Source organism: Kribbella sp. NPDC051936, from assembly GCF_040680955.1.
In the GTDB taxonomy this organism is placed as follows: domain Bacteria; phylum Actinomycetota; class Actinomycetes; order Propionibacteriales; family Kribbellaceae; genus Kribbella.
This window is the reverse complement of sequence record NZ_JBFAXS010000018.1, coordinates 1-12260: the sequence shown is the minus strand read 5'-3', so window position 1 is coordinate 12260 and position 12260 is coordinate 1. Positions and strand designations below refer to the sequence as shown.

The following is a 12260-nucleotide window of genomic DNA, read 5'->3' as shown; positions in this document are numbered from 1 at the left end:
CTCCAGGAGGTGGACCGTGGGCGCACAGATCAGAGCTGTGCCGTGGGTACGGCAGTTGGTCATCGACACCGGTCGCGCCGCACGGCGCAGGCACGCCATCCACGGCCTGTTCGAGGTCGACGTCACGTCGGCGCGCGACGCCTTGCGCCGTGAACAGGCCCACCAGTGGTTCACCGCCTTCGTGATCCACTGCGTCGCCGCGGCGGTCGCCGCGGATCCGGGCATTCAGGCGTACCGTAACCTGCGCGGCCGGGAGGTCGTGTTCGACCAGGTCGACGTGGGGCTGCCGATCGAGGTCGAGGTCGACGGGCAGCCGTTCGCGTTCACGCATGTGCTCCGCGACGCCGGCCGCCGCGCGATCAAGGACCTCCACCAGGAGATCCACGCGGTCAAGACCGATCCGCACCTCAGCCCGTCGGTGCACAAGGCGCCATGGGTGCACGCGTACCTGTTGCTGCCCGGCTTCGTCCGGGTTCCCCTGCTCGGAGCCCTCCACCGGCTCCCCCACCGTCAGCAGTCGCTGGCGGGCACCGTGGGTGTCACGGCGGTCGGCATGTTCGGCGCCGGAGCGGGCTGGGGCATCGGCTTCCAGCTGCACACCCTGAGCGTCGTGGTGGGCGGAATCGCCCGGCGGCCGATCGTCTTCCAGGGCACGCTCGTGGAACGCGAGTTCCTGCAGCTGACGGTCAGCGTCGACCACGACATCGTCGACGGCGCACCGGCCGCGCGTTTCATCAGCCGGTTGCGGGAACTGCTCCAAACCGGCGACGGCATCCCCACCGGCCGCGCGGGCGCCGCGCCCGTCCACTCCCGGAGGATCGGATGAAGCACCTCCCGGTCGTCGTCGGCATCGACGGCTCCCCCGCTGCGGACGTCGCGATCAAATGGGGCACGCAGGAGGCCGCGGCGCTGCGGAGCCCGCTGCACCTGGTCTACGCCCTCGCCCCGGGCAGCGCGCCGGCGCAGGCCGGGGAGGTCGTCTACAAGGCGGTGGCCCAGGCCCGCGGGCTGATGCCGGGGATCGTCATCGACTCCCGGATCGAGAGCGGCTCGCCCTCGGCGGCGCTGGTCAAGGCGTCCGGCTCGGCGGCGGTCGTGGTGATCGGCAGCCGCGGCCTCGGCGTGATGATCGGCGCCCTCGTCGGCGCCACGGGGCTCGACCTGGCCGCGAACGCCCGCTGCCCCGTGGTCGTCGTACGGCCCGATCTCGGCAGCATGGCCGGCGTCCGGGTGGTCATCGGGTACGACGGTTCGCCGGCCAGCGACACTGCCCTGGACTTCGGGCTGGAGCACGCGCGCCGGCACGATCTCGCCGTCCGGGTGATCGCCGCCGAACCCGCCGGGACCGCGTTGCACCGGATCAGCGAGAACGAACTCCGCGAGGCCGTCCACGCCCGCGGCGGGCACGACGCCGAACTGGTCCACATCACCGGTCATCCCGCCGAGCACATCCTGCGCCTGTCGTCCGACGCCGCGCTGATCGTGCTGGGCGCGCGCGGCCGCGGCGGCTTCGCGGGCATGCTCATCGGCTCGGTCAGCCAGACCGTCCTGCACCACGCCGACTGCCCGGTCGCCATCATCCCGGCCGCCGCAGCCGGCGGCTGACACCTCCGGGTGCTCAGATGAAGATGATCTGGGCGCCGTCGGTCTTCTCGATGAAGTCGGCGGCACTGATGATGCCTTCGACGTCCTCGGACAGGTCCGACTCGTCGAGGTGCATCATGTCGGCCGACATCCGGCACGCCCAGAGGTGACCGCCGGAGGCGACGATCTGCTCGAGGAACTCGGGGACGTCGGGGACGCCGATCTCCTGGATCTGCTTCTTCATCTGGTGCGTCGCCATCGCGGTCATCCCGGGCAGGCCGCCGAGGCCCTGCGGCAGGTGCGTCGCGGTGTTGCCGAGCATCGTGAACTTGAGGTCGTGCATCCGCGACTTGGTGATCATGTCGAAACCCCAGAACGTGAAGAACAGATGCGTCTCCACGCCTTCGCCGAGCGCGGCGTTGGCCAGGATCAGGCCCGGGTAGGCCATGTCCAGGTTGCCCTTGGAGCAGATGATGGCCAGCTTGCGGCCCTCGGTCGCCGTGTCGCCGAAGTCCGGCGTCACCAGCGACGAGGTGTCAATGGTCGTGGTCATGGTGTCCTCCTCAGACACAACCGCGGGGTTTCGGCAGGCCGGCGACGTACGCCATCTTCTTGGCCGGCTTGCCCGGGAACAGCACGAACAGTTGCTTCACCGGGATGCCGGCCAGTGTCGACACCCGGCGCAGCGTCGCGGTCTCGCCGTGCGCCGGGTAGTCCTGACGCAGGAACCGGATCGCCTTCCAGTGCTCGTCGGTGAGCTCGATGCCGATCCGCGCGGCGAGCTGTCCGGCGAGTTCCTCGGTCCACTCGTCGTACTCGGTGAGGAAACCTTCCGCGTCGGTGTGGATCGAAGGGTGCACGGTGGTCATGATCGGACCTCCTCGTCCGGTCGGTGTTTGCCGCTCATCGACATCCGGGTAGGGACCGGCAGCCGGTGCCCCGGGAGCAGCACGTTCCAGTAGATCCAGCGGAACGCGAGCTTGCCCCAGTGGTTCGCCTTCGTCTCGCGGAGCAGGGACAGCGGCCCGAGTCCGCCCAGTGGGTAGCGGCCGGGCAGCGGTTCGGTGTCGTAGTCGAAATCGATCAGCAGGCCCTTGCCGTCACCGGTCTCGACGAAGCAGTTGGCGTGCCCGTCGAAGCGGTGCGTCATCGCGCGCCCCTCGACGTACTGGCAGAAGTTCTTCACGAACACCTCGGCGGAGAAGTGCGCCACCGAGCCGGCCTTCGACGTCGGCAGGTCGTTGGCGTCGCCAATCGCGAAGACGTCCGGGTGTGCCGTGGACTGCAGGGTGCCCTTGTCCACCGGGACGTAGTTCAGCTCGTCGCCGAGCCCGGAGGCCCCGACGAAGTCCGCACCCATGTTCAGCGGAACCGTGACCAGCAGGTCGTACCCGATCTCGCGCTCGTCGTAGCTGACCAGCACCTTCCGGTCGGCGTCGACGCGCTCGACCAGGAAGTCGGTCTCGACCGCGATCTTGCGGTCGTCGAGCAGCCCGCCCAGGTACCGCGCCGCGATCGGCTTGGTGAACGCGCCGTCCAGCGGTGTCACGTAGACCAGCTCGACCTGGTCGCGCATCTCCCGCCGGCGGAAGAACGCCTCGGCGAGGAAGGTGAACTCCAGCGGCGCGACAGGGCACTTGATCGGTTGCTCCACGACGTGGACGACGAGGCGGCCGCCGGTGAAGCCCCGCAGGGCCTCGCGGAGCGCGAAGGCGCCGTCGTAGGTGTAGAAGTCGTGGATCGTGCGATGCCATTCGGTGCCCAGCAGTCCGGGAGTCTGGTCCGGCCGCGGGCTGGTGCCGGTGGCGATGACCAGGTAGTCATAGCAGACCACCTCCCCGTCGGACAGCCGGACGGACTTCCGCTCCGGGTCGACGGCGGCGATCTCGCCGATCAGCAGCTGGATCCCGTTCCGCAGCAGCCGGCGGCGCGGTTTCAGCAGATCCTCGCGCCCGCCGAAGGGGACGAACAGCAGGCCGGGCTGGTAGAGGTGATCGCGCTGGCCGTCGATCACCGTGATGCGCCAGTCGTCGAGCGGCAGGCGGCGGCGCAGCTTGTTGGCCACCATGGTGCCGGCCGTCCCGCCACCGAGGATCACCAACCGTCTCATCGTCAGGTCCTTTCTGGGCCCGGCCCGGTGCACCGGGCCGGGCCGGGTCGGAGGGCTTCAGTCGGTGTGCTCGATCGTGATGGTGCGGGTCTCGGCGGCCTTCGCCGAGATCGGCACGGTCACTTCGAGGATCCCGGCCCCGTACTTCGCGACGACGGCCTGCTCGTCCGCGCCCTCCGGCAGCAGCACCCGGCGGGTGAGCGTGCCGTAGTGGAACTCCGAGCGGGTACCTTCGCGCTCTTCCTGCTGACGGGTCGCGGTGACGGTCAGCATGCCGTTCGCGACCTCGACCTTGATGTCCTTGTCCGGATCCAGGCCGGGCAGCTCCGCACGGACGACGTACTTGTCGCCGTCGGCGAACTCCTCGATCCGGACGCCGCGCAGCGTCGCCGGCATCGTGAACAGGCTCGGCAGGCCCTCGGCCCAGTCGAACAGTTCCGCGAACTGCCGGCGGTTGTCCCTGTGCTGCAGCGTGCTCGCCATGGTGTCTCCTTCCTGTCGCCTTCACTTGCACTTCCACCACACCTCGCGGACGGTCACCGGAGCAGGGCCCTCCGCACCGGAACGGCCCGGACCTTCGGCCCTCCCCCGGCGGCGTTCGGAGAACGAAGCTGCGGAGAGGAAGGAGCGACGCATGCGCAGCGCGACGGGGACCCTGCCGGTCCGGTACCGCCGGGTCTGGTCCGCGGTCTCCCTCGTCCTGCTGGTCGCCCTGATCGAGTACGTCGTCCTCCCCAAGCTGGCTCCCGCGCGGGACTCCCTCGATCGGGTCACGCGGCTCGAGCCGCTCTGGATCGCCGCCGCGGTCGCACTCGAGGCCGCGAGCCTGGTCAGCTACTCGCTCGTCACCCGCGCGCTGCTGGGCGGGAGCCGAGTCCGGTTCTCGTGGATCCTGCGCTCCGACGTCACCGGGTACGGCGTGAGCCACGTCGTACCCGGCGGCGCGGCGACGGCGACCGCGCTCCGCTTCCGGCTGCTCCAGTCGGGCGGGGCGCGAACCACGGACATCACCGCGACGATCACGGCCGAGGCCATCGGTTCGTACCTCGCGCTGCTCCTGATCGCCTGGCTGACCTCGATCCCGGCGCTGTTCCTGCGCGACGCGACGCCGGCGTACCTGGCGATGTTCCTGATCGGGCTGGTCGCGATCGCCGCCGGCGTCCTCGCCGTCCGGGAACGTTCCGCCCTCGAACGGTTCGCGGCACGCCTGCTGCGGGTGCTCCTGCGCCGGCTCCCCCGCCGCGTGCGGCCGTGGGTGACGTCGGTCGCGCTCCGGCTGCGTGACCTGCTCGCCGCCCGCGAGGTCCGCAAGGCGTTCCTGATCTGGGGAACGCTGAACTGGCTTCTGGACGCGGCCGTGCTCTGGACCTTCCTGCTCGCGTACGGCGAACTCGTCGGTCCGGTGCCGCTGCTGCTCGCGTACTGCGCCGCGAACCTGGCCGCCGCCGTTCCGCTCACCCCCGGCGGCATCGCGATCGTCGAGGGGATCGCGATCTCCACCCTGATCGGCTTCGGCGTCCCCGGCGAAACCGCCGTCCTCGCCGTCCTGTCCTGGCGGCTGCTCCAGTTCTGGGCGCCGGTCCCGGCGGCTGGCCTGTGCTATCTGAGCCTGCGAGCCCAGCGCGGCTTCCTGCCCAGGCGGTAGGCGACCAGCAGCCCGAGCAGCGCGATCGCTCCGCCGGCGACGCCGTCGACGATGTAGTGGTTGGCGGTCAGCACGATCGCGCAGAACATCAGGACCGGCATCAGCCAACCGAACAAACGGATGATCCAGTGCGCGCCCAGGCCGGCGACCGCGATCCCCATCAGCAGGTTCCAGCCGAAGTGCAGGCTCGGCACGGCCGCGTACTGATTCACGAAGGCCGGCGGTTGCAGGACCCGGTACGCCGAGGTGCGCTCGGTGACCGTGTCGACGAAGCCGTACGCCGTCAGGAACCGCGGCGGCGCGACCGGGAACGCCGCGAAGATCACCAGACCGATCGCACCGGACAGCAGCATCGCGTTCCGGAACGTCCGGTACGCCTCGCGTTGCCGGATCAGCAACCACAGCAGCGTGACCAGCACCACCGGCCAGTGCCCGTAGATATAGATGTATCCGAACAGCTCGGCCAGCCAGTCGTGCTGGATCACGGTCTCCTGCAGCCGCGGTTCGACGAAGATCCCGGTCGACTGCTCCAGGGCGACGACGTTCTCGGCGTTGCGGTAGGCGATGTCGATCCGCGTCGTCATCAGTCCGCGAACCACGAAGTACAACAGGATCGCCGCCGTGATCACGAGCAGCTCGCGAGCCACGTGACGCATCCGGTCCGTCACCCGCAGCACCGCCGTCACATCCCCTGCCACCATCGGCCGCACCTCCTCCGTCCACGCTGGCAACCGGCGGGTCCCGCGACCTAGAGGCATAGCGCCCGGCCGGGCCGGGACGAAGGTCCACGACAGGCGCCGAGATGCCGGATTTGCATCGGCCGGTTATGGTCCTGGCATCGCATTGCCGGGTGGCGCGTCACCGTGCGTCGCACCGGAGGCCCCGGAAGGACCCCTCATGCAACTGGGCCGAGAACATTTCACACGTCTGGGGCGTGGCGGCCGAAAGATCATCACTCATCGCGGCGTGCGCCTCGTCGCACTCGTCACAGCGGTCGTCGTCTCGCTGTGGAACGTCGAACGCGTCCCGCACACCGCCGTACTACCGGCGGTGCTCGGTCTGCTGCCGTTCGCGATCGGCAAGTACGTCCTGTGTCCGCTGCGGTGGCACGCGATCTCGACCAGCGGCCGGACCCGCCGCTGGCACCTGCGTGCGTACGCGGAGAGCGAGATCCTCGGGCTGATCACGCCCTGGCACGCCGGCGCCGACCTCTGGCGGGTGCATCGGCTCGAGACCACCGGAGTACGCCGGGCCAGCGCGGCCGCCGAGGTCGCGCTGGACCGCTTCGTCGGCGCGGTCGGTCTGGTCGTCGCGGTGGCGGTCACCGGAGTGACGCTGCCGTGGACGGTGCTGGCCATCGCTCTCGGCGCCGCGGCGCTGGTCCTGGTGGCGGCCCTCGTCGTACGACGGCGGCGTCCGAGCCTCACCGGCCGCTGGCCATGGCCGTCACCGAAGGTGTTCGCGCTCGGCGTGCTGCTGTCGATCGGCTACCAGGCGACGATCCTCGGCCTGCTCGTCGGAGCCATCGCCGCGGTCGGCGGCCCGGTGCCCGGGCTGCAGCTGGTGGCGGTGTTCGGAGCGAGCCAGGTGGCCGGCGTACTGCCCGGCGTCCACGGCGCCAGTCCACGAGACGGAGCCCTGGTGGCCGGGCTGGCCGCGATCGGCGTCTCGTGGCGCGAGGCGTTCGGCGCGGTCGCGCTGACCACGTTGCTGTACTGGATTCCGGCGTTGCTGATCGGCGGCAGCCTGATGTTCCTGCGCTGGCGCGGCTGGTTCACCGAACGGCACCCCGAAACGGCATGATGCGACCACTCGCCATCGCACACCGCGCCGGCAACGACCTCGGCCTGCTGCGGTCCGCCCTCGACGGCGGCGCCGACCTCGTCGAGGCCGATATCCATGCGTATCGCGGCCGCTTGGAAGTACGGCACCGCAAGACGCTCGGGCCGTGGTGGCTGTGGGAGCGTGGCGAGCTCGTGCGGCGCCGCGACGTACAGGTGCCCGAGCTGCACGAGCTGCTGACGGCGGCTGACGGCGATCCGCGGTTGATGCTGGATCTCAAAGGGATCCATCCGTGGCTCGCGCGGCGGCTGGCGGCCGAGCTGCCCGGGACCGCGATCACCGTCTGCACCCAGCACTGGTGGATGCTCCGCGCCTTTCGCGACCTGGCGAACGTGCGGCTCGTCCTGTCGGCCGGAAGCCGCCGCGGCCTCAGGCGGGTGCGCGCCCGGCTCCGGCGGCGGCCCGCGTACGGCGTCTGCGTCCACCGGCGGCTGCTCACGCCCGAGACGGTGACCGAGCTGCGACGGACCGCCGACGTGGTGTTCACCTGGCCGGTCGACACCGCGGCCGACCTCGCCGACGCGCACCGCCTCGGAGTCGACGGGGTGATCGGCAAGAACCTCGGCGTCCTGGCCCGCTGACCGGCCTGCCGAGACAGGTCCAACGCCCCCTGTGACAGCGCGCCCCGCGACGGATGCTCGAAGTGAGGACGGCGTCGTCCCCTGCGGCCGCCGCCCCGAGCCTGCCGGAGGGAGTCGCCATGTCCAAGCCGTCGACCGCAAACGCGACCCGCGGAGTACGGCGGGTGCCTCCGTCGTCGACCGGATGGTTCGTCTGGATGACCGGGCTGTGGATCGTCTTCTTCATCCTGCTCTCCCAGGGCCGGCTGGACGATCTGGCCGCCTGGATCCGCGACCTGCCGCTGGTGGCCGAGATCCTCGTCTGGATCGCGTTCTTCCCCCAGGTCCTCGCGACCGCCGTCTGGACCAGTGACTGGTCCGACGCCCTCCGGACCACACTGGTGGTCCTGTTCGCCGCCGTCTGGACCATCGTCTCGATCCCCAAGCCCAGGTCCGGTCGGAGGTGAAGGCGATGCGCCTCCGCGTCCGCGACATCCTCACAGTGGATCTGCTCGACCGTGGCAGCCCGCGGCATGACGCCGTAGATCGCCGATGACCGTTCAGCAGACCTCTCCGCGTGGCTTGTCCGCGGATCAGGCCGCACTGCGGCTTGCCGAGCACGGACCGAACAGCATTCCGGCACCGCGGCCGCCGTCGCCGTGGCTACGCGTCCTCGTCCAGCTGCGGGATCCGATGATCGTGCTCCTGATCGCGGCGGCGATCCTCACCGCGAGCCTGCGCGACTTCACCGACCTCACGGTCATCCTCGCCGTCGTCGTCCTCAACACCACCGTCGGCGTCGTCCAGGAGATCCGCGCCGAGCACGCGCTCGCCGCGCTCAGCCGCCTGGCGGCGCCGCACGCCACCGTACGGCGCGGCGGCCACACCACCGTGGTGCCCGCCGCCGACGTCGTACCCGACGACGTGGTCCTGCTCCAGGCAGGTGACGTCGTACCGGCCGATCTCGTCCTGTTCGACGCCGTCCAGCTGCAGGCCGACGAGTCCACCCTCACCGGCGAATCCGTTCCGGTCGAGAAGGACCCGGCCGACGAGGTGTTCGCCGGAACCGTCGTCACCCGCGGCCGCGGCACCGGCACAGTCACCCGGACGGGACCCGGAAGCGCCCTCGGCCAGATCGCCGCACTGTTGTCGAACCAGCGCCCGCGAGCGACGCCGTTGCAACGCAGGCTCGCTGGGCTCAGCCGGACACTGAGCATCGTCGTCGTCGCGCTCTCCGCGATCGTCGCAGTAGCCGGCCTGGTCCGCGGGCTGCCGCTGCCGAGCATGGTCGTGACCGCGGTGAGCCTGACGGTGGCCGCCGTCCCCGAATCGCTCCCCGCGGTGGTCACCCTCGCGCTCGCGATCGGCGCGCACCGCATGGCGCAACGCGCCGCGGTCGTCCGCAAGCTGCCGGCCGTCGAGACCCTCGGCGCGGTCACCGTGGTCGCGACCGACAAGACCGGGACGCTCACCGAGGGCATCATGCAGGCCGAGCGGCTCTGGACCGAGTCGGGCGCGGCCACCGCGACCGGCGTCGGCTACGAACCTGCCGGCGAGCTGCGGCCGCCCGGTTCCGGCGCCGTCCGGCGGCTGCTGCGTGACGTTGCCTTGTGCAACGACGCCGCGCTCCGGCCGCCGCCGGCCGACCCCGCCGACCCTGCCGACCCCGCCGACCCCGCCGACCCCGCCGACCCTGCCGACCGTGCTGCCTGGCAGCCGATCGGCGATCCGACCGAGGCCGCGCTCCTCACCCTCGCGCACCGCGGATCGGTCGACCCCGACGAGCTGCGCGCCGCGTATCTGCGGACCCACGAGGTGCCGTTCGACAGCACCCGCAAACGCATGACCACGTTCCATGAACAGCCCGGCAGCGACGACCTCCTCGTCATCGGCAAGGGAGCACCCGAGGTCATGCTCACACCCGACGTCACGCCGTACGGCGACATCGCGCGGGCGAAGGACGTCGCCGCGGAGCTGTCGGAGGCCGGGTACCGCGTGCTGGCGGTCGCCGACAACACCCTGCCGCCCGGTGCGCCCCGGACCGAGAACGGCCTGCGGCTGGCCGGGCTGGTCGCGATCACCGATCCCGTGCGGCACAACGCCGCCGAGGTGGTCGCGTCGTTCGGCCGGGCCGGCATCGGCCTGCTGCTGATCACCGGCGACGCCCCGGGCACCGCGCTCGCGGTCGCCGAACGTATCGGTGTCCACGACGGCCAGGTCGTCACCGGAGCCGACATCGACGCCGGCCAGGACCCGACCGCCGGTCGCGTGTTCGCGCGGATCCGGCCCGAGCAGAAGCTGGGCATCGTCCGCGCCTGGCAGGCCAAGGGCCACGTCGTCGCGATGACCGGCGACGGCGTCAACGACGCGCCCGCGCTGCGGCGCGCCGACATCGGCGTCGCGATGGGCCGCGGCGGCACCGAGGTGGCCCGCCAGGCCGCCGACCTGGTGCTGACCGACGACGACCTCGGCACGGTCGAGGCCGCGATCGAGGAAGGCCGGCGGATCTACACCAACATCCGCACCTTCCTGCGGTACGCGCTCGGCGGCGGTCTCGCCGAGGTGCTGGTGATGCTGATCGGCCCGCTGCTCGGCTTCGCCGTACCGCTGCTGCCCGGGCAGATCCTGTGGATCAACATGCTCACGCATGGTCTCCCCGGCGTCGCGATCGGCGCCGAACCCGCCGATCCGCGGGCCATGCGGCAACCGCCGCGGTCGCCGCAGGAGCAGATCCTGGGTGCGGGCCTGTGGCAACGAATCGCGTGGACCGGCGCCCTGATCGCGACCGTGACGCTGACCGCGGCCCTCTGGGCCCGCAGCGCCGGTGCGCCGTGGCAGACCCTGAGCTACCTCGTCCTCGGGCTTGCCCAGCTCGGTGTCGCTCTGGCGTTGCGCCGGCCGACTCCGTCGGGCGGCCGACGCCTCCGCTTCCTCGACCTCGCGGTCGCCGGCGCCGTGGCGGCCCAGGTGCTGCCGCTGATGCTCGCTCCGCTGCGCGACCTTCTCGGGCTGCAGGCAGTGACAGGCACCGAGGTCCTGTACGCGGCCGCACTGGCCTCGGTGCCTGGTCTGGTCACCGCCGTCAGCCGGCTCGGTAGAGCGAACCGCCGCCGGAGATCGCGATGGCTGCCGCCTTACCGCCCACGTTCAGCGAGACGATGAACGTCGAACCGGACGAGCGCGCCTTGAAGGTGACCGCTCCCGACGCCCGGACCGGGACGACGAACGACAGGATCGACGCCGTCTTGCCGGAGCGAGCCATCATGATCGTCGGTGCGGACCTCCGGACGTAGCTGCTCGGGTAGGTCCAGCCCTGGATCGGGCTGCTCTGCCCCTGCTTCACCAACGTCGCTCCGGCCGGCAGGGCCTGCTTGAACGGCACCTGGAACAGAACCGTCCTCGTGCTGTCACCAGACGCGATCGCGGTTGCGGTCGTCCGCGAGTAGACGGTCGCGCGCTGATCCGAGGGCAGGTGCCACAGCGTCTGGAACGACTGAGCGGTCCGCGCGGAGGCAACGTCCCACGTGACGATCAGGTCCGGGTTCTTCAGCACCAGAACCCGCCGTACCCGGCTGATCCCACTGCCCGGTGCGTCGGTGAACACGTACGACTCCGACGTGGTCTTCACCGAGTACGCCGCCAGCCTGGTGGTCGGGTTCGTGTACGTCGACATCGGTGTCGTCATCATGCTGTGCGCACTGGGGCCGAGCGTCCACGTGCGCCAGACTCCCGCGTTGTACGCCGCGTACCCGCCGTTGATGACGATGTCGCGACCACGGGCCGTGTACGTGATGCCGGTGTGGTCGAAGTGTCCGTGGAACGCCCGCGGCGGGCCGTACCTGATGCTGTACGCCGACTCGCCCCTGAAGCCCCTCGTGGGATCGGTGCCCCACCCGGTCCGGCCGAACACGTAGCCCGCCGAGTAGACCCCGACCCGCCACAGCGGCGCGGTGCCCTTCGTACCGAGCGAACCGGCGTACTCCATCGGCGTCCCCGCGTACGGGTAGGTCGCCTGGAGCTCGGTGTCGCCGATCTGGGGCAGCCTGCCGACCGAGTTCGTCGCCAGCGTCAGCCACTTCGCCAGGAGTGCGCGTCGCGTCTGGATCGTCGTACCGGGAGAGACACCGCCGTTCTGCAGGACGGCGATCGCGCGGCCCCACAGCCGGTAGTTGAACGCCGCGTACCCCGTCGACTGCTCGTTCGTGGAACCTTGCGCGTCGATCGAGGTGGTGATGCCGGCCGCGAGACGTTTGACCGCGAGGTTCTTGTAGTCGCTGCGATTGAGGGTGACGCCAACGCCGAACAGCGCGATGCTCTCGTCGGTGCCGTGGTTCCACGCGCCGCTCCAGTAGTTGGTGAGGAACCGCGCGTGACTCAGCAGCGCCGCGTCCACCCACGCGTACCGAGCCGGGACCGCGGTCACCTTCAGCCCGGACAGGATCGCCTGCCGCAGGCAGATCAGCACGTTGGTGCGGTGCATGGTGGACTCCCACGCGCCGACGTTCGCCTTCCACGAGTA

Annotated in this window: 13 protein-coding genes; 7 read left to right on the top strand and 6 right to left on the bottom strand. The window is 70.8% G+C overall.

The features are described from left to right. The first annotated feature begins 16 nt into the window (after positions 1-16). Together AB0L64_RS40370 and AB0L64_RS40365 are read left to right on the top strand one after the other, a co-directional pair. On the top strand, positions 17-826 hold the full coding sequence (locus tag AB0L64_RS40370; protein ID WP_363718269.1) for a 2-oxo acid dehydrogenase subunit E2: 810 nt from the start codon (positions 17-19) through the stop codon (positions 824-826). Beyond that, on the top strand, positions 823-1605 hold the full coding sequence (locus AB0L64_RS40365) for a universal stress protein (protein ID WP_363718268.1): 783 nt from the start codon (positions 823-825) through the stop codon (positions 1603-1605). Before AB0L64_RS40370 ends, AB0L64_RS40365 begins: the two co-directional genes overlap by 4 nt. 13 nt (positions 1606-1618) lie before the next feature. Here AB0L64_RS40365 and AB0L64_RS40360 read toward each other — a convergent pair whose 3' ends face one another. The 4 genes from AB0L64_RS40360 to AB0L64_RS40345 are packed head-to-tail and all read right to left on the bottom strand — an operon-like array spanning position 1619 to position 4177. Continuing rightward, on the bottom strand, positions 1619-2137 hold the full coding sequence (locus AB0L64_RS40360; RefSeq protein WP_363718267.1) for a DsrE/DsrF/DrsH-like family protein: 519 nt from the start codon (positions 2135-2137) through the stop codon (positions 1619-1621). 10 nt (positions 2138-2147) lie between these two features. Continuing rightward, on the bottom strand, positions 2148-2453 hold the full coding sequence (locus AB0L64_RS40355; protein ID WP_363718265.1) for a TusE/DsrC/DsvC family sulfur relay protein: 306 nt from the start codon (positions 2451-2453) through the stop codon (positions 2148-2150). Next, the gene (locus AB0L64_RS40350) at positions 2450-3694 is read right to left on the bottom strand and encodes an FAD/NAD(P)-binding oxidoreductase (RefSeq protein ID WP_363718264.1); all 1245 of its coding nucleotides are present in this window, start codon (positions 3692-3694) and stop codon (positions 2450-2452) included. Before AB0L64_RS40350 ends, AB0L64_RS40355 begins: the two co-directional genes overlap by 4 nt. A gap of 57 nt (positions 3695-3751) precedes the next feature. After that, entirely contained in the window at positions 3752-4177 is a 426-nt protein-coding gene (locus AB0L64_RS40345) for an Hsp20/alpha crystallin family protein (RefSeq protein ID WP_363718263.1), read from the bottom strand. 151 nt (positions 4178-4328) lie between these two features. On the opposite strand from AB0L64_RS40345, the gene AB0L64_RS40340 reads away from it, so the two are divergent. Continuing rightward, positions 4329-5339 (top strand): YbhN family protein, encoded by a 1011-nt coding sequence (locus AB0L64_RS40340; RefSeq protein WP_363718262.1) that lies wholly within the window; start codon positions 4329-4331, stop codon positions 5337-5339. Here the strand turns inward: AB0L64_RS40340 and AB0L64_RS40335 are convergent. Next, positions 5294-6040, bottom strand: a complete 747-nt coding sequence (locus AB0L64_RS40335; RefSeq protein WP_363718261.1) for a phosphatase PAP2 family protein — start codon at positions 6038-6040, stop codon at positions 5294-5296. The genes AB0L64_RS40340 and AB0L64_RS40335 overlap by 46 nt on opposite strands. A 265-nt stretch (positions 6041-6305) precedes the next feature. Here AB0L64_RS40335 and AB0L64_RS40330 point away from each other — a divergent pair, with 265 nt between their 5' ends. From AB0L64_RS40330 to AB0L64_RS40315, 4 genes are all read left to right on the top strand, one after another. Further along, positions 6306-7142, top strand: coding sequence for a lysylphosphatidylglycerol synthase domain-containing protein (locus tag AB0L64_RS40330; RefSeq protein ID WP_363718260.1), 837 nt, complete (start codon positions 6306-6308; stop codon positions 7140-7142). After that, positions 7139-7762, top strand: coding sequence for a glycerophosphodiester phosphodiesterase (locus tag AB0L64_RS40325; RefSeq protein ID WP_363718258.1), 624 nt, complete (start codon positions 7139-7141; stop codon positions 7760-7762). Before AB0L64_RS40330 ends, AB0L64_RS40325 begins: the two co-directional genes overlap by 4 nt. A 119-nt stretch (positions 7763-7881) precedes the next feature. Then, a complete protein-coding gene (locus AB0L64_RS40320; RefSeq protein ID WP_363718257.1) occupies positions 7882-8208 on the top strand; it encodes a hypothetical protein in 327 nt (108 codons plus the stop codon). Positions 8209-8293: 85 nt separating this feature from the next. Continuing rightward, positions 8294-10903: a cation-transporting P-type ATPase gene (locus AB0L64_RS40315; RefSeq protein ID WP_363718255.1), complete on the top strand. Its 2610-nt coding sequence runs from the start codon at positions 8294-8296 to the stop codon at positions 10901-10903. Here the strand turns inward: AB0L64_RS40315 and AB0L64_RS40310 are convergent. Next, a partial coding sequence (locus AB0L64_RS40310) for a heparinase II/III family protein (RefSeq protein ID WP_363718254.1) occupies positions 10824-12260 on the bottom strand: 1437 nt, incomplete at its 5' end. The genes AB0L64_RS40315 and AB0L64_RS40310 overlap by 80 nt on opposite strands.